Raw genomic sequence first — 21,718 nt, 5'->3', positions numbered from 1 at the left:
CCGTTTATGGGAACCGAGGAGGGAAAAATGGGCGTAAGCCGTCGTGGTTTCTTCCGTACCGCAGGTGCTGTTGGCCTGGGTGCTGCTGCTGTTTCTGCCATGCCTAGCGCCTCTTGGGCTGCTGGTGATGTCATGGCCTCCATTAAGGAGCACATGGGCAGCAGTGATGTGATGGAAGGTAAAGTTACTTTGGGTTCGCCCGATACTGCTGAAAACGGATCCCTGGTTCGTGTGCCGATTAAAGTTGATCATGCTATGGAGCCTGGCAACTACATTGAGACCGTGGGTATTTTTGTTGATAACAACCCTGCCCCTTTCATTGGTACCTTTGACTTCAAACCAGAAGTTGGTCTGGTCGAGTTTGAAATCCGCATTAAAATGGCGAAGACATCACCTTTGCGGGTTATTGCCAAGTCCAACACCGGCAAGCTGTATGCCGCTGTTAAGAAGATCAACGTGGCTGAAGGCGGTTGCGCAGGTTAATTCCTGTCTGCCCCCCCACACACACGTGCCAACGTTTAGATGAGGAAGAGTGAACATGGCTAAGATCGGCAAACCCAAGGTTCGTGGTCCCCGTAAGCCCGTAGCAGCTGGCTCTACTGTAGAGATCAAAACCTTGATCAAGCACCCTATGGAATCTGGTTTCCGTAAGAACCGCTCAACTGGTGAAACGGTAGCAGCGCACCATGTGGCTAAGGTAGAAGTAACGTACCTGGGCAACAAAATCATTTCAGCTGACTGGACTGGTGGCGTTTCCAAGAACCCCTTCTATGCTTTTAAAATGAAAGCAACCAAAGCCGGTCCTGTTGAAGTAACCTGGACCGATAATAAGGGTGAGTCCTGGACTGGAAAATTCAACCTGAAAGTCGCTTAACGATCAGGTTTGGATGTTCTGTTAAAAGCCGCCTTAGGGCGGCTTTTTTCATGCTTATATTGTACTGTTCTTCCCCTGAAAATCTTCTTTTCATCTCCCCTCCTCTCTTCTTATTTAAATGTGCCGGACTTATCTCCTTAATAAATCCTCTAAATTACACACTTTCTTGAGCATTATCAGATACACCCAACCCTACAGATACGTTAAACTAAAAAATCTAACAAAAAGGGCACCTTTATACAGTTCATGGGGTATGCATGGATCTCAGATGGCTACGCATCATATGCTGTCTCAGCACGTTCTGCGTGTGTACAGCAGCTTTTTCACAATCCTTACCCCTGCGTATTTCAGGGTCTAGCACTATTTTGCCCGTTGTAAAAGCCGCAGCACGCCAGTTCTCTGAAGAATACAGTATGAATATTCATGTCTATGGAGGAGGCTCCTCTATTGGCGTACAGCAGACCCTAAACCGTCATGTAGATATTGGCATGGTTTCACGATCTCTGACCGACAAAGAACGTCAGGCTGGGCTACAGACATTGACCATTGGACATGATGCCATTGTTGTCATTATTAATAAATTTCAAGAGATCAATGAACTCTCTAAAGAGCAAATTAAGCGTATTTTTGAAGGAGACATTCAAAACTGGCAGGAGGTCGGCGGAAAAGCAGGAACGATTCAAAGAATTGCCAAACGTACTGGGCGCTCCACACGTAAATTATTCGATTCGTTTATGGGGTTGCAAAAACTCTCTTCAGATACCTACCAGGTCGGCTCCAATACGGAAGGGCTCGTACTTGTTGGTACAGACCCTTATGCCATTGGCTATGTATCCATAGGTTCAGCAATTATTGCCATGGATAGAGGGCTTAACATACGCATGCTTACCATTGATAACCACGTACCCTCTGTTAATAACCTTCAAAATGGCGCCTACCCTTACAGCCGCAAATTAAATTTAATTACACTGGGCGAACCCTCAAAAAAAGCTCAAAGCTTTTTAAATTATATGCAAACACCAGAGCGGCGAAAATTGGTTCTTGAACATGCCTTTCTAACCTCAGCGCCCGAAGAGTCCCCCGCGAAGGGGTCATTCCCATGACCATACGCCGAGCTTTACACCTTAGCTTTACCCTGTTGCTGGTGACGGTACTGGTTGTGACTGGCCTTAGCTATCAGATGTATCAAAAATGGTCTCAAGAAATGGGGCGTTTGACCAGTCATGCATTACATATCCATGAAGAGATAAGCGAAATACGAAATTTGGTTAATAGCACCGAGAACCTTGCGATGCAAAGCATGCTTCTTAATAACGAGCTCCTACTGCTGGATGCAGCGAGAGATGCGAACCAAGTAAACCGTTTATTAATTTATATGGATACCAACCTCGACAAGGGGCTGCCCAAGGTTACAGAAAGCTTGGCTTTACGTAAGGATTTACGCCAAACATGGTCTGCCATACGTACTCAATATCGAAGTTTTTTGGTTAAAGTTCTGTCAATTTCTGCAGCTTACGTTGAAGGTGTCGAAAAGGACCCTTCCAAAATTTCAGAACTACAAGTTGTTGTGAGTAATTATAACCGTCATCTGGATATACTCTCGGGCCAAATTAAAGCCTTGGCTTCAATGGAGATGCGTCGTTTGACGATGCTATCTGAAAATTTATCTCAAACGTTGATTCTATTAGCTGCGATTCTCATTGCCACAGTGCTTATTACTTTGGCGATTATGGAATTTAAACTTAATCGACCCCTCTCCAGACTAACCCATTTTTTTCAGAACTTACTGACATCCCCTAACCCTTGGGGGCGCGAACTACCCACGGAAGGTTATTCTGAGATTTCTATCCTGAGCCGTGGAATTAACGAAACATTGGCCAAACTTGAAAAAACAACGGTTTCACGAGATGAGCTCCGACGGGAGATCGAAGAAAGAAGGCTCGTTGAACAAGCTTTGCAACAGGCCAATGAAGAAGCAGAACAAAAAGCTGAAGAGTCTCGCGTACTTAGCAAAATCCTTATTATCGCTTTGGGACAAAGTGACCACAGTTCATTTTTAGAAACCAGTTTGGCTCAACTGTTTGGCTATTTAAGGTGGCTAAAAGAAGAACCCCGTGGCTCTGTTTTTTTAACAGAGGAGAAAGAGGGTACCACAACATTAAAAATGGCAGCATCCTGGAGATTAGACCCCTATATCGTGGCACACTGCCAACAACTCGATTTAGGCCAATGCCTCTGTGGTCAAGCCGCCTTACAAGAGAGCCCCATTTACAGTAGTGGTATCGACCACAACCACACCATCTACTATGAAGGCATGGCAGACCACGGCCATTTAATATTACCCATTTTGTTAAATCAAAAGCTTAGAGGCTTGCTTAATCTTTATTTGCCTCAAGGCTTTAAACCAACCAAAGAAGAGCGACTATTTTTAGATCAAGTGATTCGTGTTCTGAGTATGGGTATAGCCTTACGTGACCGGCAACAGGAACTTTCCCAAGCCCGAACAAAAGCTGAGATTGCCAACCATTCAAAAAGCGAATTTTTGGCCAATATGAGCCATGAGATACGCACCCCAATGAATGTGATCATTGGTATGGGTGAGCTGCTACTTGAAGATGAAGAAGATCCTAAGCGCAAACGTTATCTACAGGTGGCTCAAAGCGCGGGGGAAGGGCTACTCTCTCTGATTAATGATGTCCTGGATCTGAGCAAAATTGAAGCGGGAGAGATGCACATTCGTAAATGTGCGGGCTACCCGGAGAAAATACTCCATGAAATTGAGCATATTTTTATGACCGCATGCCAAGAAAAAGGAATTTCCCTTATTCTCAAGCATGGCGATACAGTGCCCAGCTGCATTTGGTGTGATCCAGACCGTTTACGACAGGTGCTTATTAACCTTGTGGGGAATGCCTTAAAATTTACGGACAAAGGTCGGATTGTTATTCAATCAACCCTTTCAGGAAAAGAGAGCATTCGCTTTTCAGTACACGATTCAGGCATTGGCATACCTCAGGAGAAAATTGCGGCTATTTTTCAACCTTTCACCCAAGCAGACTCCAGCATTACGCGTAAATTTGGTGGGACAGGCTTAGGGCTTTCCATCAGTCAGCATATCATTGAAAAAATGCATGGAAAAATATGGGTGGAAAGTCAAGAAGGGGAAGGCAGCCATTTTCATTTTGAAATCCCCTTAGAAGTAGCGAAAGAAAAACATAACCTTACCCAACAACAGAGCACCCAACCAGCCGTAGACGTAAACCTGTCTAAAAAGCTTAAAATTTTATTTGTAGAAGATGCGCAAGATAACATTACCTTGATTAAGGCCTACTTAAAACAAACCCCTCATGCTATCAGCGTCGCCTTAGATGGTATTGATGCGGTTAACCAAGTGCGTGAAAACCCCTTTGATCTCATCTTTATGGACATTCAAATGCCAAATATGGATGGGCTAACTGCAACCCGTGAAATTCGTGATTGGGAGCGTGAACAGGGCAGAGAAGCCACCCCTATTTTTGCCCTCTCAGCACATGCTTTTACAGAAGCGATTGAGCACAGTCTTGATGCAGGGTGTAATGGCCATATCACCAAACCTATTAAAAAACAGGAAATTCTAGCCTTTCTTAACACCTTTATCCGTGACAACATCTCCTCTACATAAAGAGAAAATACCCTTTTTTTCCAATATCTCAGCACCCACAACCATGATGGAACACCCTTGAACATAAAAAGATGTTTCCTTTATCAGGACCCTGATATATTATCAGGGTCCTAACAAGAAGAAGGGAAGCCAGTATGAATAAGGAACACCCGCATGCGCCACATCGCTATTTAAACTATACCCTTAAGCAAGCACAGCATGCTTTGCGTAAAAAACTTGATCGCCAACTGCGCCCCCTAGGCTTAACGGTACCGCAATTTGGTGCTTTGGCCTTTTTGGATTTTTCTCCAGGACTATCCAATGCTCAACTTGCCAGAGATACCTTTGTGACACCGCAGTCCATGCAAGGTATTTTGGTTAACTTGGAGAAAGCAGGCTATATCGCCCGTCACCCCCACCCAGAACATGGACGTATTCTACGAGTAGAGCTGACAGAACAAGGCAAAGCGGTGTTAACCCAAGCCTTCTCAATCTGTGATGAGGTAGAAAGCAAGTTACGACAAGCGGTCTACCCCCTGAGCTATGAAGAGGCATTAAGCATGTTGCAGCGCTGCCGTGATGTACTAGAAGAGTAGCCGTATAACCAAATACGCCATCACCAATAGTGAACCCTAAGCGGGTGGTGGCATCCAAACTTGTAACCCCCAGAGCTTAAACTCTGACGCTAGCCTAATGGAGCGGGTCATGATCAATCCACGACCATTTGTTATATCCAGCATTCTCCTATTCTCCTCTGTTTTGCTTGGCTGTCAGGAGCAAAAACAGGTTAAAGAGCTGGCCCCCCGCCCCATTGCGTGGATTAAGGTTGAAGGACGAGACTTTGCCCAAGTCAGACGAATTTCTGGATTAATGAAACCTGCAGAAACCGCCAAATTGAGTTTTGATATCAGTGGTCGTGTCAGTGCCGTAAAAGTCACCTTAGGAGACTCCGTCAAAGCGGGGCAGGAGCTGGCTCGGCTGGACACCAAGAGCTACCGCCTTAATGTAGAGGCTGTTAAGGGGCAACTACAAGAAGCTCAAGCGTCCCTAACGGAAGCTAAGAACCATTTTAAACGGCAATCAAACCTGTTTAAAAAAGGCTGGGTGGCCCAAGCCGCCTTTGATGATGCCAAAGCCTCACTGGATAGCGCATTAAGTGCTGTAAAAATTGCTCAAGCCCAACTTGATCTGGCCAATAAAACACTGATGGATACGGTTCTTCGCGCCCCGTACGATGGTCGGATTACGGCACGGTTTGTTGAGCCTTCTCAACGCATTGTCTCCAGCGCCCCTTGCTTTGAAATTGAAGGCAAGCAAGGGCTTGAAATTGCGGTCATGGTCCCTGAGACCCTCATTGGCCAGCTGGATAAAACTCGCGGTTTTCAAGCGACCTTTCCAGCTCTACCCGATCTTAAACGCACCGCACGTATTTCAGAAATTGGTAGCCGGGCAGAAACAGCCAACGCCTTCCCTGTGACTCTGTTTCTTGAAGAGCAGCATAAAGGGCTGCGCTCAGGCATGAGCACCGAGGTCGATTTTACCTTTAAAGGCCGTGGTCGAACGGGCTATACGGGCCCTGTTCTGCTTGTTCCACCAAGCGCCCTACTCGCAGGCCATAAACAGCAGGTCTTTGTTTTTGTTTACAACCCTAAAAGCCAAACGGTCAACAAGCGCAAAGTTCAGACAGAAAGTGTACTTAACAATGAAGTCTATATCTCCCAAGGCTTGAGCAGTGGTGAAATTATCGCCACAGCCGGTGTGGCTTACCTGAGTGAGGGTCAAAAGGTAACGCTCTTAGGGCAAGGCCCAAAACGCTTTAACTAAGCACAGGAGAAAACAGACATGAACTTCACCTGCCTTGCCTTCCGTTATCGGCGTTTGGTGCTTATTATTCTGCTGGCACTACTGGCTTATGGTGCCGCCAGCTACTTCACCCTGCCCGCCCGTGAAGATCCAGAAATTACCATTCGTGAAGCACTGGTGGTTACCCGCTATCCTGGTCTTAACCCCGACCGGGTAGAGATGCTGATTACCCGTAAACTCGAAGAGCGCATACGTAGCATCCCCCAGGTTGAGGAGATCCGCTCAACATCAACCATGGGACGCTCGATCATTCATGTAGAAATTCAAGACCGTTTTAGTGATCTGGAACCCATATGGCAAGATCTACGCAATAAAGTCGGGGCCGCTCAAAGCTCATTACCCAGTGGCACACAAACCTCTGTGGTAAATGATGAGTTTGGCAGTGTTTCTGTTGTTACCTTGGCCCTGAGTGCCGATGGTTTTGACATGGCAGCCATGCATGACATGAGTAAACATATTCGTGATGTGCTCTATAGTGTTGAAGGCACAAAAAAAATTGAGATCTTAGGGGTTCAAGAAGAACGTATCTTTCTTGAGGCTTCCAATGCCAAAATGGCCCGCCTTGGTATTTCTCCAAACACACTGATCACCATTTTACAGAGCCAAAACATTATCCGGCCCGGAGGGGAGATTGATACCGGCAGCAAGAGTTTTATCATTGAGCCAACCGGTAACTATGAAACCATCGATGAAATTGGCGAGACCCTGATCTCCTTACCAGGTACCGAAGAGGTTATTCCGCTTTCTGATATCGTGACCATTCGGCGGGATTTTCTCGACCCTCCACACCAGACCTCTTACCACAACGGCCAACCCGCCGTGATGTTTGCCATCTCCATGCTTACGGGCTATAACGTGTTGGAGTATGCACCCCGGCTAAAAACAGTTATTGAGCAGGTGGAGCAAACACTCCCCATTGGTTTTAATCTCGCCATTGCCACCTATCAAGCCGATCAAGTCGCCAGCACCATTCATGGTGTTTCCTCTAGTGTTATCCAAACACTGATCATTGTATTGGTCGTAGTTATGCTGTTTTTGGGCATTCGTACCGGCTTGATTGTTGGCGCCATTGTGCCCTTTGTCATGCTGGCCACGCTGGCCATTATGAATATGATGTCGCTCTCTTTGGAGCGCATGTCTTTGGCCACCCTAATTATCTCACTGGGGTTACTGGTGGATAATGGGATTGTTATTGCAGAAGATTTTAAACGCCGACTGGAAAATGGCTTAAACCGCGACGCCGCCTTAAAAGGGGTTGGGGATGAGTTAACGGTACCTTTATTGATCTCTTCTCTGACAACGATCTTGGTTTTTCTGCCGTTAATGTTGGCAGACCATGTTGCCGGGGAGTATACCCGCTCCATCTCCTTGGTCATTATGATTGCGCTGTTGACCTCATGGGTACTGGCATTAGGCTTTACCCCGACCCTCTGCTACTACTTTCTTAAAATCGACCCGCACCGCCAAAAAGGGGGCAAAGCCCAACGGGCCCGACGCTCTTTTGCGCTCTATACGCGCTTTCTCCATTGGGCCCTGAGTAACCGCATTCTCTTTATGGGTCTTATGTTTACGTTATTGGTCGGGTCGGGCTGGTTAATGCGCTATGTGCCCCAACAGTTTTTCCCCAACTCTGACCGTGCCCAAATTTTGGCCTATGTTGAGCTACCCGCAGGAACATCAGCCCGCACAACAGATCGCCGTATGCGCGATATCTTTACATGGCTGGAAGATAAGCAACAGTTTCCTTATATCACCGGCTATACCGGCTATACCGGCTATGGCGGACCACGTTTTGTCCTCACCCTCACCCCGGGGGATCCCGCAGAGAACACGGGGTTTATGGTCTTTAATATTGATGAGCTAGAGCATGTAGAAACAACACTTAACCAGTTGCGTACAGGCTTTCGTGCACAGTTTCCCGATATGTTTATTCGCGTCAGCCGCATGTTCCTTGGCCCCAGTGATTCCAGCAAGTTAGAAATCCAGGTTAAGGGGCCGGATGCCGATGTAATCTATCAAAAAGCTCAACAGATAGCTGAACATCTACGCACCATCCCAGGTACCATTGATGTTCGAAACGACTGGCAAAACCGCATCACCAAAGTACTTGTTAAAGTTGACCAAAACCGAGCTCGACGGGCAGGCATCACCAGTGATGATATTGCACGCTCCATGCAGTCCTACCTCAATGGCATAGAGGTCACTCAGTTTAGAGAGCAGGATGACATTATCCCTATCATCATGCGGGCCTCTGATGCTGAGCGCTTTAACCTGGACCGTATGCGTTCAATGAACGTCTACTCCTCCACACGCGGCATGACCGTACCTTTATTCCAAATTGCAGATTTTGAGCCCTATAATCAGTATGCCTTCATCCAACGGGAGAATATGTTCCGCACCGTCACCGTTGAAGCAAAAAGCCTGATCATGACGGCAGAAGATCTAAAAAAACGGGTTGATCCACAGCTTGACGCTTTAAAAGAGGATCTGCCCGTGAACCATAGTATTGAATATGATGGTGTCATTGCTGACTCAGCGGATGCACAACAAGCTCTGGGGGCAAATGTCCCCATTGTACTGGGGTTAATCGTGGTTTTACTGGTTGGCCAGTTTAACTCGTTCCGGCGCCCAACCATTATTATTCTAACCATCCCTTTGGCTTTAATTGGGGCGGTGGTGGGCCTGTTAGCCACAGGTTCCTACTTTGGTTTCATGGTCACGCTGGGACTCTACTCTTTAGGTGGGATCATCATTAACAATGCCATTGTCTTAATCGACCGTATCGATATTGAGCAACAGGCGGGAAAATCCCCTTTCACAGCCATTATCGATGCTTCTGTCATGCGTTTACGCCCCATCACCATGACCACCATTACCACCATTTTAGGGTTGATGCCGCTCATTTTAGCCAGGGACCCTCTCTTTTATGGTATGTCCAATGCCATGGCCTTTGGCTTGGGGGTCGGGACCTTGCTCACCCTAGGGGTGGTACCCGTGCTTTACGCACTGCTATTCCGCGTTAAGCCGGACTAACTTAGATCAAAGATAGACCTCTACCAGCATTTTAGTTAAAGTGGAGCTATCCAAGCGGGGGCCTGGAGTTAACCCTGGTAGGTGCTTATGAAATGGATGAATAAAGCGTACCGTTTGGGCATATATATTTCGTTATATGCCACGCTGATGGTTGGCCTTTTGCTGCTCCCCACATCAGCCACGGCTCAACCCCCATTTCGCCTGTTCATATTGGAATCTCAACTCGGTAGTCCTTATCAAGAAGCCCGTGAGGCACTGCTACAATCTCTGGCCAGTTACGGTTACCGAAAAGGCCAAAACCTCCATGTCACCATCCACTCTGCCAGCAATGATGTAGAGCGTGGGGTTAAGCTACTCAAACAGTCTCAACCTAGCCGTTATGATGTCATCTATACGGGTGGTACCGTTGCCACCATTGCCGCCAAACAGGTCCTGTTAGGGCAAGATATACCCGTTGTCTTTGCCTCCCCTACCGACCCGGTAGGTATTGGTGTTATTGATAGTTTTATATACCCACCTAAAGCTAACTTTACCGGTGTTTGTTACCCTGTTCCGGTAAAAGCCCGGCTACGCTTTGTACGCCAACTTATGCCAAAAGCCCGAACCTTTGGGTTAATTTATGCAGATATGCCACAATCCCACAGCTACAACCGCTGGTTACAGGAACTGATCAAAAGTGATCCAGAGTTCCAAGATATAAATATTCTTTTCCAAGCTGTACCCTTAATAACGGGTGAAGATGGAGACCAACGCATGGCCGATGCGGCCATCCCGATGATTAAATCCCTAGACCCTCAGGTTGATGCCTTCATCAAAGCCAATGATCAATTGGGGGCTCGTCAACCCTTTGCTGAGCATGTAAGCCAATATGCGACCAAACCTCTTATTGGTTTAGTCCGCCAGGATGTGATGGAACAGTGGGGGGCCAGTGCTGTAATTTACCCTTCACACAGCAGCATTGGTAAACAGGCGGCCAAAATGGTCAAGCGGCTGCTGGATGGTGAAGCGATCACCAACCTCACCCCTCAATGGCCCGCCAAGTTTGGCTATGCGGTTGATCTACGCAACACCCGCAAACATCGCATTGTAGTACCCGTTGGCCTGCTCCAACTTGCTGGTGAAAACATTATTAAATAGAATGGCTTGGTATGCGGTTAAACCATAAAATCCTGCTGGTCACCATTGCGATTGTGGCTCTGTTACTTAGCGGCAGTGCCACCTTGCATGTCTTAAATTTTCGCACAACCTATACCGACGCTCTGTTACGGGGGTCCTTTGGTATCGGTCATAGCATTAATGGCATGCTTAACGAGATGCTGGCCTTGGGCCTACCCTTGGACTCTCTAAGCGGCATGGATAAAAAGCTGGCTGAAGTGATCACCCAAAACCGTCACATCACCTACAGCGCCATTACAGATCTTGAAGGACGTGCACTCTTTCATAGCAACCCCAAACTTGTGGGGCGTGTTTTTCAAGACAAAGCAGGTTTAAGGAGCATTCAGACCAAAGAGCCCATTTGGCAATTCTATGACCGGTTTGATGGCAAACATTACTATGATGTTTCTATTCCTACCTTTGATGCTGATAACAAGCACGTGGGGGTCGTACGTTTGGGTTTTCGTACCGAAGAGGTGGATGACAAAGTCTGGGAGGCCATTACCCAAATTGTCCTTAATATTCTGGTAACCTTTGTGCTTATCGCTCTTTTACTGAATTTCTTTTTAGAGCGCTTCATCGTTAAACCTGTGGTGGCCTTGGCCCAGCGTGCCCAGCATATTAGTGATGGCGTTTTCGATGGCACCCCCTCCATCCAACGACAAGATGAAGTCGGCCAGCTCTCTGATGCCTTGGACCGAATGGCCAACACCTTGAGCCAACAGTTTCAAGACCTGCAAAACGCGCAAGTGGAACTGGAACAAAAGGTCACCCGCCGCACCCATGAGCTCGCCACGGCCAACCATCTCCTACATGAAAGAAATGAAGAGCTGGAAAGCGCCGTTCAAAAGCAACGCCAGCTAAATGACCAAATTCGACATAATGAAGACGCCCTGCGGGAAAGCAAATCCAGACTCGGAAGTATTCTTCAATCCACCTCTATTGGGGTGTTTGGGCTAAACCTTAAAGGGCACCATCAGTTTATCAATCCCGCAGCAGCCAACATGCTAGGCGGCAATATTGAGAGCATGCTTGGTCAGTTGGCCCTACCGATCTGGTACCATGATGGAACCGGCATCACCCCCAACCCCATCAGTCAAGTACTCACCACACATCAATCACAACAAGGCGAGGGCCGCTTTGTGCATATGCGTGGACATACTTTTCTGGTTGAGTATGCGGCCACACCCATTTTTGAAAAAGGGGAAGCGGTTGGTGCCGTGGTTACCTTTAACGACATCACAGCCCGCCGCCGTACAGAACGCATCACCCAGAGCATTATCCAAGGTACTGCGACCGTCACCGGAGAAGCTTTTCAGAGGGAACTGGTTCGTAATATTGCTGAAGCTCTAGAGGTAAAATATGTGTTTGTAGGCCGACTTTTAGCCACCGCAGAACCCACAGTCAAGGCCACCACCATCTGGGCAAATGGGGAGTATGGAGACCCTTTTCAATATGAACTGGAAGGAACCCCCTGTGCCAATGTTATCGGCAAGGAGACCTGCGTTTATTCTGACCGCATTCAACTACGTTTTCCTGAGGATCAGCTGCTAAGCCAGATGAAGGCTGAAAGCTACATGGGCACCCCCCTGTTCAACTCTGATGGTCACCCGCTGGGGATTTTGGCTGTTTTAGACAATGAACCGTTGGCAGATCCTGAGTTGGGTCACTCCATTCTTGGCATCTTCGCTGGGCGCGCAGCTATGGAGCTTGAACGTCAACAGACAGAGTCCGCTTTACGTGCGGCCAAAGAGCGTGCTGAGGATGCCAGCCAAGCAAAAAGTGAATTTTTGGCCATGATGAGCCATGAAATTCGCACCCCTATGAATGCCATTCTTGGCATGACCGAGCTCCTCCAGGAGGCACCAGACCAACAGACCCAAGCAGATTATCTATCCGTACAAGCCCGAGCAGGGGCGGCACTACTGACACTGATTGATGATATTTTAGAACTTTCCCGCTTAGAAGCTGGGGTAGAACAAGCCAAACAAGCACCTTTTAATCTGCACCATCTGATCCATTCCGTCGCCTTATTGCTTGAACCCAGCGCTAAAGAGAAAGGGCTCTCTATTGAGCTAAACTACGCATCTGAACTGTCTCATCATTGGGAGGGAGATGAGCGGCGCCTACGGCAAGTACTCATCAACCTTGTTGGTAATGGGGTAAAGTTTACATCAAAGGGTAAAGTGCTTATCCAAGCCTACCCTCACCCCTTAGGTATCCGGCTTATGATTACGGATACCGGGGTAGGTATTCCTAAAGCACACCATGATCAAGTTTTTGAACATTTTCACCAGGTCGACTCTACGGCCACACGTCAGCATGGTGGTAGTGGACTGGGATTGGCCATTACCAAAAAACTCATGGATTTAATGGGTGGCCACATAGAATTACAGAGTGAAACAGATGTGGGCACAACCTTCACCCTCATTCTGCCTTTTACCAAAGCCAAAATACCCGTCTCTTTAGAACAGGGAAATGAGCCTGCCCCCGCCCTGCCCCCTTTAAGGCCTATGAAGATTCTTCTGGTCGAAGACTCCCCAGATAATGCCCTTCTCATTGGTTCTTATCTCAAGCAAACCCCCTACCATTTAACAACGGTAGAAAATGGAGAGCAGGCTCTGGAGAAGGTTTGGGAGCAGCCCTTCGACTTGGTACTTATGGATATGCAGATGCCTGTGATGGATGGCTATACCGCCACGGCCAAAATCCGCCTACAAGAGGCCTTAGAAGAGCGCGATCCCATGCGTATTGTGGCATTAACGGCCCATGCGCTGGAAGGGGACCGAGAGCGTTGCCTGGATGTTGGGTGTGATGATTTTCTCACCAAACCCATTCGCAAAAAAAACTTACTCCGCTATTTGGCGACCTCATAAAAAAGCGGCCTGTCTTATCCAGACAGGCCGCTTTTTTATGATCGCTATAGGATTTTGAGCAGTTAGGGCTGGTCAACCTCAACCTGCTTGGCCTGTTTAATAGCCTTTAAGCGGGACTGCTTATTATCCTCAACCTTACCTCTTAGGATCTCAAGCATACCTTCAACACCTTTTTGCTTCAGCAGATGCTGGAACTGTTTGCGGTAGTTGGCCACAACGCTAACCCCTTCCAGCACCAGATCAAACACCTTCCAGCCTTGCGCTGTTTTTAAACAACGGTAGGTTAGCCTGATAGGGGTTCCACCCAGATCAACCTGACTATTCAAAATAATAATCCGCTGATTTTTTTTCTGCTCTGGCTGAAAAACGACCCCTTTCCCCCGGTAAGACTCCACCTTATCCAGGTAGGCATCTTCCAGTGTTTGACGGAACAGGTCGATAAAAGCCTCTTTTTGCTTGCCTGAAAACTGTCCCCAGCTACGACCAACCGCACCACGGGACATCATAGCAAAATCAAAATGGCCATAGATCAAGGCACGTAGCCGATCACGACGGTTTTGCCAATGCTCAGGTTTGGCCAACTCTGGATCACGCAAAATTTCCACGGCCAGATGAACCGAACGCTGAATGGCTGCGGTTTCTCCATGCACAGGTGTAGTATCGGCTTGAAGAGCCAAGGGCCATGCAAGAAGCATAAAGAGAAAAAAGGAGGATACGATGCGATTCAGATTCATAGTTTTAACTCGCCGCAATAATCCATCAGTAGCAGGTAACGCTGGTTGATTATGGGAGCTTTAATACCATACCTTTCCTGTCCATGCCTAGGTTTGCCGAACATTGCTATGCCACCCATGTATTTTTTATGCATCTTTTTTATCGACACACTCTCCTATCTTTAAGAAGCCCATTAGGAAGAAACAAACCATTAACTCGTGCCACCCAAGGGTGACATCATCGTTTTTTTCCAAAACTGTTACGATGATGCATCGAAAAAAATGATGCCTAACCATTTACATGGCTGAAGTAATCGTTTTTTTCCGTTATGCTGCAACAGGAACATTGAAATATTTTCTCTATTAACGCATTATCACGATCGGTAGTTTAGACTACCTGTTTGATAAAGACTATAAAGACAACAGGAAACGATCATGTCCACCTACATGGGTTGGTTAAAAATAGCGGTGGTTGCGTTGGCTCTGGTTCTGGCACCACAGGCTGCCCAGGCTCAAGAGCAGTTGGCATTGATGGATGATGCCATCTGGGCTGAGTTCGACGAGAACAATGCCGACCTGTGGAGCCAGGGTGATGCCATCAATGACCCCCTGGAAGGCTGGAACCGAGCGATGTTTGCGTTTAATGACAAGCTCTATTTTTGGCTGCTTAAGCCAATATCAACCGGTTACGCAGCCATCATTCCACAAGGCGGACGTCAGGCTGTACGCAACTTTTTCAGCAATCTGAAAGAGCCTGTACACATCGTCAACTCACTACTGCAGGGTAAAGTCAAACAAGCTGGGGTTGAGCTAACCCGCTTCAGTGTGAACTCCACTGTGGGTGTTTTGGGCTTATTTGACATTGCTGGTGAACATCACAATCTGGTCTCTCATAAAGATGATCTTGGCCAGACGTTTGGCTCCTACGGTGCGGGCGAAGGTCTCTACATCGTGTGGCCTATTCTTGGCGCCTCTACAGTCAGAGACTCTGTTGGCTTGGTGGGTGATGCTTTCTTGACCCCGACCACCTATCTAGAGCATACCTGGGCACAGATTGGTGTTCGCGGACTGGAAACAGTTAACCGTACCTCGCTCAGCCTGGGTGATTATGAGAGCATTAAAAGTGCAGCAATCGATCCTTACATTGCGGTACGGAATGGCTTTAAACAGATCCGGGATCGTGAAATTCAGCGTTAAGTCAGGCGCTTGATCGTGAATAGACAGATACCACATCAAAAAAACCGCTTGATCCTTTGGGTCAGCGGTTTTTTTGTGCTTTTTCTACTCAGCGGATGTGCCAGCGACCCTAACGCCAAGCGACAGGAGTGGCAACCCAGCAATGCTGAGTTCCAGCTTTCAGACATGGTTAAGTCTGAAACCAACATTGTGGTGGAAACCACCCGAATGGCTGTGATGAAAGAGCTACGCAACCTGGCGGAAAAGCTTTATCTACGCAACCCCAGGGAGCTACAAAAAGTACCCGTATCAGGTTATAGGACCCGATTGGAACAGCTTTTTTCTCAAAACCATGACTGGAAGTTTAAGGAGCTTGGCAAGCACTTTGGCGCAACGGCTATCTATCTCGCCTTTGATGATACCTATCAAGGGGACCGCGTTTTTGCCTTTATTGCCGGGTTAGGTTATATGATTCATGCATCCTATGAAGGTAAGCGTGAATTTAGCATGTTTGATAAACTGCCAACCTTTCAAGAACCACTACACCCCCAAAAGCTGTACAACAGTGCACGGAATATTGAGATTGCAGCGTGGCGACTGTTTAACACCCGTACAGCCATTGGCGAACCCTACCTCTACAGCATTCACCTGGGAGATGATGCAGAACCGCCCAACCTAAGCTTTGAACGGTTAACGGGGAAAATGGTGGCTCTGCAGGATCTCATGGCACAAGTCATGGCACAAAAGTCCAAGCGGGCGGTTAAACAGGTCTTCTCTTTTGTCGCTTCCGCCGTATTTCTCCCCATTTAGAGACACACCGCCGCTCACATACCGCACTCTTTTTACCCATTTTCCATACGATGCCTTGCAGGCACATATATAGCCGCTATTATAGGTAGGTTGCCAGGGTTTTGCATGGTCTCTCCAACAGAGTGCCGTTGGTCAGGCGGTCTAAAATTCAAGGCCAAATAGGGGCATACGGTATGTATGCGGGGTGGCTGTAAAAAGGATAATCTTTTTTACTTCCGTGGGTAATCAAGCCCAGTCTGTTTAATTCAAGTTTCTTATGAAATCTCTGAACAAGCTTTTGATTGCATTTTTTATTGCCCTGCTCCCCCTATCCTTGAGTCATGCAGAGGATTTGGAGGCGAAGCTAGACGGGTTTCACCGCCTGTTGGATCGCCAAGCCTATACGGATGCCGAGCCCAAGTTGCGTGCTTTTTTAAAAAAGCGCCCCAAAAATTTGGAGGCTCGATTCTTACTGGCGGTGCTTTTGTCGGAGACCAACCGACACCCTCAAGCTTTACAACTGTTTGAACAGCTGAGCAAAGAACACCCCAGGCAACCAGAGCCCTACAACAACCTAGGCGTTCTTTATGCCCGGCAAGGCATGATGGACCTAGCCAGGGCCTCTTTTTTAAAAGCGGTTATGAGCCACCCCAGCTATGCAACAGCCCACCGAAATCTACAGGCGATCTATGCCAATATGGCGGCACGAGCTTATGGTCAAGCGTTAGAGCTGGAAGAGGTCTTTGATGAGCAACCTGACCTAGCTATTTTAAAAAAGACGGGGCCTAAAGCACATGTCGTGGTTGAAAGAGATGAAAAAACACTACAAAAATTGGCCACGCTAAAGGGTGAACTTGAAGTTCTACGCAAAATACGCGACCAAGCACAAAAGACCCTTGTACGCCAACAGGAAACAGAAAAACGGCTAAAACAGGAATCTACAGAGCGTAAAAAAGCGGACCAAGCCCGTGGTGACGCATTAAAACGTGCCACGGCTGCAGAAAATGAATTGAAGCTGAAAATTCAAGAAATCAGCCGCCTGACACAGCAGTACAAACAGCGTTTGGAAAATGAACAAAAAAACTACCAAACAACATTAGCTACGCTCACTACAAAGCAACATCAAAGTGCCGAGCAACAGGCACGTTTAAAAGCTCAGCTTAACACCCTTGAGCAGGCCAAACTGAACAGTGAACAGGCCTTGAGTCGAGAGAAAAAAGCACGGAAAAAAAGTCAACTGGCACTGGATCAAGAAAAAAAGGCTTTGGCCAAAGAACGTCAATCCCGCCAAGCCAACCAGCAAAGTTTGACTAAAGAGAGGCAGGGACTGGAGGTCAAGCTCAACCAGTTGACCACCCGCGGCAATGACCAACAGGCAACCATCGCCTCATTAAAGGCTGAGCTTAAAGCCTCTAAAGCCATGGTCACCAAGCTGCAAGGCCAGCATGAAGCCAGCTCGACATCCATGAGCCAACTTAAACAGGATTTAGAAGCTGAACAGAAGCGCTACGCCGCGGCACAAAGTGCGATTAAAGCCGCAAAGATTCGTCAGGAGAAAGCTCAACAGGCCCAAAAAGACCTGAACAACCGCTTTAATACCCTGAACGATCAAATCCGCAAGCTGGAAAAACCCCAACATGCGGCCAAGCAGCTTGAACTTGCGGCACAAACAGAACCTTTGGCAAAGACCGAACCTACGGAAAAGCCCGTTACAGCCCCTAAAACGTCAACAGCTCCTGTGACTGCGGTGGCAACAGAACCCCGCACACGGTCTGTTGCAGATGAAGATGACCTGCCCATAAAAGTTGAACTAAAAACCACGCCAATTACAACACAGAACCTCCCAGAGACTGAGGAGGTCACCGTTGTAGAAGATTGGCGTGATGATGTGCGTAGTGCGGTGGAATCTTGGCGTCAAGCCTGGAGCGACCAGGATGTTTCAGCTTACTTGGCCGTCTATGCCAAAACGTTTAGGCCACCCCAAGGCCGCTCCATACGTACATGGAAAAAACGTCGTGCTCAGCGTCTAAAAAAACCGGGATTTATTCGTATTACAGTGGATAACCTGCGTATCGTATCGATGCACGGTGGACGGGCTAAGGTCAGCTTTACCCAAAGTTATCGTTCCGATACCTACAGAGATAAAATTCGTAAAATCCTGTTGATGGAACGTCAGGATGCACAGTGGAAGATTTTGAGAGAGCTTTCCGATGGCTGATGGGATGCTGCGCATACGCTTATTCTGCTTAGGCTTGATGTTGCTGCCCCTGCTTTGGTTTGGCTCTACAACACCAGCCCTGGCAGAGACGAATGGTCTGTTTAAAGGTATTCTACTGCCTGATGACCGTATTCAAATGTCAGCCCATGAGCGCCTTTTTCTAAAGGGGATGGATGCTATTGCCAACAATGATATGGCATTGGCAATCATGCACTTCCGCACGCTGACAGAAAAAAAGCCAGACTTTAAACTGGCTCAGCTCGTTTATGCCGACCTACTGCTGGCCCGTGCCAATCCGATCACCAAAGTGGGAGAGAAGATTAAACGGGATAACAAAACGTTCCAAAAACTGCTCACAGAAGCCAAGACCCGTTTAAAACATCAGGTCAAACCTGTATCTGTTGGCAAGTTACCGGCCTCCCTTCTACGTTTATCTAAACGCCACAGCCATGCCATTGCGGTTGACCTAACCCGCTCTCGACTCTTCTTATATGATAATCAGGGTGGCGTGCCCAAATTAATTGCTGACTACTACATCTCCAGTGGAAAAAAAGGGGCTGAAAAGGTTAAACAGGGGGACAAAAAGACCCCTGTTGGGCTCTATTACGTGACCGAATATATCCCTGGTGAAAAGCTACCGGACCTCTACGGTGCTGGGGCACTACCGATTAACTATCCCAATGAGTGGGACCGTCGCCACAAGCGAACGGGTTATGGTATTTGGCTGCATGGCACCCTTTCTGGCACCTATAGCCGTCCCCCTCGGGCCAGTGATGGCTGTGTGGCGTTGACCAATTTAGACTTTGAAAAATTAGAAGAAAAAACAAGCATTGGTACCCCAGTCTTACTGAGTAAGCGTCTTTTATGGGTTAAGCCTGAGGCTTGGAAAAAACAACAGCGGCTCTTTTTGCAACGGCTCCATCAATGGTATCAAGACCTGCAAAGTGGTGATCCAGCCCGAGCATTACGTCACTATGCCCCTGATTTCAATAACCAACGTAAAAATTATAAGGGTTGGGCAAAACACATTGCCAAGATCGTTAAGAACTGGAAGAAAAAAGCGTTCATCCTGACAGACCCCAGTATTATGCAATATCCGGGTGAACAAGCGATGGTGGTGGTTACCTTCACTCAACAGGATCCAGATGGCCCTCCAGGCTCCTGGCGCTTACGCCGCCAATACTGGAAAATGGACCCCTCTGAAGGGTTGTGGCGTATTGTTTATGAAGATGTTGGCTGATCTTCTGCGCTAGCCAATCTCCTCTATCCTTTATCAACCCACGGCATAAGCAACTCCCTTTTCCGAACGGAATGGGGCATAATGAATCTATTCTTTTCCTATCCTTCTGTAACTTTTGGAGCCCTATATGCTGGTTCGCGCCACACTGTCGGCCCATGCGTTTGTTATGGATGCCCAACCAGATCAACCCACCCGGTTGCTGTTGGCTCAGTTAAACTATTCCGACCACCGCCGTCACAAATGGGCTTTGCCTGGTGGATTTGTGGATCATGGTGAGCGCATAGAGACGACCCTTCAGCGCGAGATCCAAGAAGAGGTCGGGATTACACTCACAGAGTGGCAACAGTTTTCTGTGGTACCGATGCTTCAGTGCGATCAGCCCCACGTTGGTTTTCTTTTTAGGTGTGACGGGTGGCAAGGAGAGCCTAGGCTGACAAGCCGTGAGCTATGTGATCTACGCTGGGTGGACCGCCAGACATTTAATGAGATGGCGTTGAAGGGTGAGTTGGCTTATGCAGAAATGCGTCTTCAAGGAGATCTTTTGTCATGGTAAGAGCGGTTTTTATCCTGCTGTGTGCCCTGCTCTATTTGGCGGCCCCTGGCACCACCTTTGCCCAGGAGAAAACGCCCCATGCCCAACAGCAAGCCATGGATGACCTGAAAGCAGCACTTGAGGATCTAAAATCATCACTACGCGCCCTGCAGGATGCAGGTAAAGAGTTGAGCCAGGAAAAACTGAACGCTTTAGAGCTCAAAGCCCAAAAGGCCAAACGCAAATTACAGCGACTTATTGAGAAACATCGCCCTCAGTGGCAAGCGATGCTTGAGGATGGTTCGGATCACCTTGAAAATCTGCTTCAGCTCGGGGAACGCCATTTTAAAGAGTCTCTTCCCACTCTCAAGCAGAAGCTGGACGAGATCTTACGGGCATTACCTTTTAAGCCCACCCCACCTCAGCCCCCTAAAGCCGAACAGAGTACCATTATTTAGAGCCAAGGTTGTTCAACCATACCAAGGTGCCCCTTCTCCAACGGTTTGCCTGCCAACACCGACTTTAAGGCTGCCTGGGGTAATGCGGGGTAGAGACTTTTCTCGGCCGCTTGTTCAGCACTTAACCAAACCAGCTCAAGCGCTTTTGTCTCATCAGGGTTGAGTTGTGGCAGGCCAGAGCTGTTTACAGCAAAAAGTAGATGCAAAACCCCACGACCTGCTGCCACAGTCTGAACCGACCCCAGTAACGCACCAACCGTCACCTCTAGGGAGACCTCCTCCATAAACTCCCGGCGTAACCCTTCACGAATCTCCTCATTGGCCTCTAAGTTACCACCAGGTAGATTATAACGACTCTCACCTGAGTAGAGATAGCGCATCCATAACAGTTTATGGTCGCGGATTAACAATCCGCATGGACGTACAATCCACGGCCCCCCACTCATGAGGAGACCCCCAACGTAATCTTTTCTGCATTCAGCGCTTGGACAAAAGCCAGCACGGCGCGACCACGATGGCTAATGGCATCTTTTTCATGAGGTGCCATTTGCGCAAAGGTACGTTGCTCCCCTCTTGGCTGGAAAACAGGGTCATAGCCAAAGCCAGCCTCGCCATGCCGTTCCTGGGTAATATCCCCCTCCACGCGCCCTTCATAAAGCTTGCGCTCACCGGTTGGCGTGACCAGTGCTAGTGCACATAAAAACTGTGCGCCACGTTGTGCTTGGCCGGATAAATCCTCTAAAAGCTTATCAACATTATCTGCATCACTGGCCTGTTCACCTGCAAAACGGGCCGACCGCACCCCAGGAGCTCCGTTTAATGCATCCACAGCCAGCCCAGAGTCATCGGCTAAAGCCGGTAGTCCGGTATGCTGCATTAAGGCCGCAGCTTTTTTAAAGGCATTGGCTTCAAAGGTGTCCCCATCTTCCACAACTTCAGGCGCGTTGGGAAAGGCATCCAAACCCAACAGTTCAACCGGCAACCCCTCTAATGCTCGGCGGAGCTCTATCAACTTCTTTTTGTTACCTGTTGCCAGAACCAGTCGAATCATGGATCAACTCCCTAAAATTTTTAGACCAAAAACCTGAACAGATTAAGTTTTCATGCCGATGAAAACAAGTCATGAATCTTCAAGCGGATAACAGATTAAG

General features: G+C 47.9%; 18 protein-coding genes. 15 read left to right on the top strand and 3 right to left on the bottom strand.

Translation table 11 applies throughout. The features are described 5' to 3' along the window. Positions 1-6 precede the first annotated feature (6 nt). The 9 genes from V5T57_RS13095 to V5T57_RS13055 all read left to right on the top strand — a co-directional run bounded on the left by V5T57_RS13095 (position 7) and on the right by V5T57_RS13055 (position 13,441). Entirely contained in the window at positions 7-483 is a 477-nt protein-coding gene (locus V5T57_RS13095; protein ID WP_332891677.1) for a thiosulfate oxidation carrier protein SoxY, read from the top strand. A gap of 55 nt (positions 484-538) precedes the next feature. Further along, positions 539-874, top strand: a complete 336-nt coding sequence (gene soxZ, locus V5T57_RS13090; protein WP_332891676.1) for a thiosulfate oxidation carrier complex protein SoxZ — start codon at positions 539-541, stop codon at positions 872-874. 257 nt (positions 875-1,131) lie between these two features. Next, positions 1,132-1,977, top strand: a complete 846-nt coding sequence (locus V5T57_RS13085; protein ID WP_332891675.1) for a phosphate ABC transporter substrate-binding protein — start codon at positions 1,132-1,134, stop codon at positions 1,975-1,977. Next, entirely contained in the window at positions 1,974-4,535 is a 2,562-nt protein-coding gene (locus tag V5T57_RS13080; protein ID WP_332891674.1) for an ATP-binding protein, read from the top strand. Before V5T57_RS13085 ends, V5T57_RS13080 begins: the two co-directional genes overlap by 4 nt. Positions 4,536-4,669: 134 nt before the next feature. Then, positions 4,670-5,110: a MarR family winged helix-turn-helix transcriptional regulator gene (locus tag V5T57_RS13075; protein ID WP_332891673.1), complete on the top strand. Its 441-nt coding sequence runs from the start codon at positions 4,670-4,672 to the stop codon at positions 5,108-5,110. Positions 5,111-5,219: 109 nt separating this feature from the next. Further along, positions 5,220-6,338, top strand: a complete 1,119-nt coding sequence (locus V5T57_RS13070; protein ID WP_332891672.1) for an efflux RND transporter periplasmic adaptor subunit — start codon at positions 5,220-5,222, stop codon at positions 6,336-6,338. Positions 6,339-6,356: 18 nt separating this feature from the next. Then, entirely contained in the window at positions 6,357-9,410 is a 3,054-nt protein-coding gene (locus tag V5T57_RS13065; RefSeq protein ID WP_332891671.1) for an efflux RND transporter permease subunit, read from the top strand. Positions 9,411-9,497: 87 nt separating this feature from the next. Next, positions 9,498-10,547, top strand: coding sequence for an ABC transporter substrate-binding protein (locus V5T57_RS13060; protein WP_332891670.1), 1,050 nt, complete (start codon positions 9,498-9,500; stop codon positions 10,545-10,547). A gap of 11 nt (positions 10,548-10,558) precedes the next feature. Beyond that, positions 10,559-13,441, top strand: a complete 2,883-nt coding sequence (locus tag V5T57_RS13055) for an ATP-binding protein (RefSeq protein WP_332891669.1) — start codon at positions 10,559-10,561, stop codon at positions 13,439-13,441. Positions 13,442-13,503: 62 nt separating this feature from the next. On the opposite strand, the gene V5T57_RS13050 is transcribed toward V5T57_RS13055, so the two are convergent. Beyond that, positions 13,504-14,175: a Tgt2/MlaC family protein gene (locus tag V5T57_RS13050; RefSeq protein WP_332891668.1), complete on the bottom strand. Its 672-nt coding sequence runs from the start codon at positions 14,173-14,175 to the stop codon at positions 13,504-13,506. A 414-nt stretch (positions 14,176-14,589) separates the two neighbouring features. On the opposite strand from V5T57_RS13050, the gene V5T57_RS13045 reads away from it, so the two are divergent. From V5T57_RS13045 to V5T57_RS13020, 6 genes are all read left to right on the top strand, one after another. Beyond that, entirely contained in the window at positions 14,590-15,351 is a 762-nt protein-coding gene (locus V5T57_RS13045) for an MlaA family lipoprotein (RefSeq protein ID WP_332891667.1), read from the top strand. Positions 15,352-15,366: 15 nt separating this feature from the next. Next, positions 15,367-16,140 (top strand): hypothetical protein, encoded by a 774-nt coding sequence (locus V5T57_RS13040; protein ID WP_332891666.1) that lies wholly within the window; start codon positions 15,367-15,369, stop codon positions 16,138-16,140. Between the two features lie 256 nt (positions 16,141-16,396). Next, entirely contained in the window at positions 16,397-18,337 is a 1,941-nt protein-coding gene (locus V5T57_RS13035; RefSeq protein ID WP_332891665.1) for a L,D-transpeptidase Cds6 family protein, read from the top strand. Then, positions 18,330-19,577: a L,D-transpeptidase family protein gene (locus tag V5T57_RS13030; protein WP_332891664.1), complete on the top strand. Its 1,248-nt coding sequence runs from the start codon at positions 18,330-18,332 to the stop codon at positions 19,575-19,577. The genes V5T57_RS13035 and V5T57_RS13030 overlap by 8 nt, the downstream gene beginning before the upstream one ends. A 127-nt stretch (positions 19,578-19,704) precedes the next feature. Next, positions 19,705-20,130: an NUDIX hydrolase gene (locus tag V5T57_RS13025; protein WP_332891663.1), complete on the top strand. Its 426-nt coding sequence runs from the start codon at positions 19,705-19,707 to the stop codon at positions 20,128-20,130. Beyond that, positions 20,124-20,567 (top strand): hypothetical protein, encoded by a 444-nt coding sequence (locus V5T57_RS13020; RefSeq protein WP_332891662.1) that lies wholly within the window; start codon positions 20,124-20,126, stop codon positions 20,565-20,567. The genes V5T57_RS13025 and V5T57_RS13020 overlap by 7 nt, the downstream gene beginning before the upstream one ends. On the opposite strand, the gene V5T57_RS13015 is transcribed toward V5T57_RS13020, so the two are convergent. Both V5T57_RS13015 and V5T57_RS13010 read right to left on the bottom strand, forming a co-directional pair. After that, complete coding sequence (locus V5T57_RS13015) at positions 20,564-21,013, bottom strand: NUDIX domain-containing protein (protein ID WP_332891660.1); 450 nt, start codon at positions 21,011-21,013, stop codon at positions 20,564-20,566. The genes V5T57_RS13020 and V5T57_RS13015 overlap by 4 nt on opposite strands. Further along, complete coding sequence (locus V5T57_RS13010; RefSeq protein ID WP_332891659.1) at positions 21,010-21,618, bottom strand: XTP/dITP diphosphatase; 609 nt, start codon at positions 21,616-21,618, stop codon at positions 21,010-21,012. Before V5T57_RS13010 ends, V5T57_RS13015 begins: the two co-directional genes overlap by 4 nt. Between the last annotated feature and the right edge of the window lie 100 nt (positions 21,619-21,718).

The organism is Magnetococcus sp. PR-3 (assembly GCF_036689865.1).
Classification (GTDB): domain Bacteria; phylum Pseudomonadota; class Magnetococcia; order Magnetococcales; family Magnetococcaceae; genus Magnetococcus.
The sequence above is the reverse complement of the archived record's forward strand: the minus strand, read 5'-3'. Positions and strand labels throughout refer to the sequence as shown.

Bases quoted from the DNA above. Each gene is read 5' to 3' on its own strand.
- V5T57_RS13095 (WP_332891677.1), top strand. From the start codon at position 7: ATGGGAACCGAGGAGGGAAAAATGGGCGTAAGCCGTCGTGGTTTCTTC.
- soxZ (WP_332891676.1), top strand. From the start codon at position 539: ATGGCTAAGATCGGCAAACCCAAGGTTCGTGGTCCCCGTAAGCCCGTA.
- V5T57_RS13085 (WP_332891675.1), top strand. From the start codon at position 1,132: ATGGATCTCAGATGGCTACGCATCATATGCTGTCTCAGCACGTTCTGC.
- V5T57_RS13080 (WP_332891674.1), top strand. From the start codon at position 1,974: ATGACCATACGCCGAGCTTTACACCTTAGCTTTACCCTGTTGCTGGTG.
- V5T57_RS13075 (WP_332891673.1), top strand. From the start codon at position 4,670: ATGAATAAGGAACACCCGCATGCGCCACATCGCTATTTAAACTATACC.
- V5T57_RS13070 (WP_332891672.1), top strand. From the start codon at position 5,220: ATGATCAATCCACGACCATTTGTTATATCCAGCATTCTCCTATTCTCC.
- V5T57_RS13065 (WP_332891671.1), top strand. From the start codon at position 6,357: ATGAACTTCACCTGCCTTGCCTTCCGTTATCGGCGTTTGGTGCTTATT.
- V5T57_RS13060 (WP_332891670.1), top strand. From the start codon at position 9,498: ATGAAATGGATGAATAAAGCGTACCGTTTGGGCATATATATTTCGTTA.
- V5T57_RS13055 (WP_332891669.1), top strand. From the start codon at position 10,559: ATGCGGTTAAACCATAAAATCCTGCTGGTCACCATTGCGATTGTGGCT.
- V5T57_RS13050 (WP_332891668.1), bottom strand. From the start codon at position 14,175: ATGAATCTGAATCGCATCGTATCCTCCTTTTTTCTCTTTATGCTTCTT.
- V5T57_RS13045 (WP_332891667.1), top strand. From the start codon at position 14,590: ATGTCCACCTACATGGGTTGGTTAAAAATAGCGGTGGTTGCGTTGGCT.
- V5T57_RS13035 (WP_332891665.1), top strand. From the start codon at position 16,397: ATGAAATCTCTGAACAAGCTTTTGATTGCATTTTTTATTGCCCTGCTC.
- V5T57_RS13030 (WP_332891664.1), top strand. From the start codon at position 18,330: ATGGCTGATGGGATGCTGCGCATACGCTTATTCTGCTTAGGCTTGATG.
- V5T57_RS13025 (WP_332891663.1), top strand. From the start codon at position 19,705: ATGCTGGTTCGCGCCACACTGTCGGCCCATGCGTTTGTTATGGATGCC.
- V5T57_RS13020 (WP_332891662.1), top strand. From the start codon at position 20,124: ATGGTAAGAGCGGTTTTTATCCTGCTGTGTGCCCTGCTCTATTTGGCG.
- V5T57_RS13015 (WP_332891660.1), bottom strand. From the start codon at position 21,013: ATGAGTGGGGGGCCGTGGATTGTACGTCCATGCGGATTGTTAATCCGC.
- V5T57_RS13010 (WP_332891659.1), bottom strand. From the start codon at position 21,618: ATGATTCGACTGGTTCTGGCAACAGGTAACAAAAAGAAGTTGATAGAG.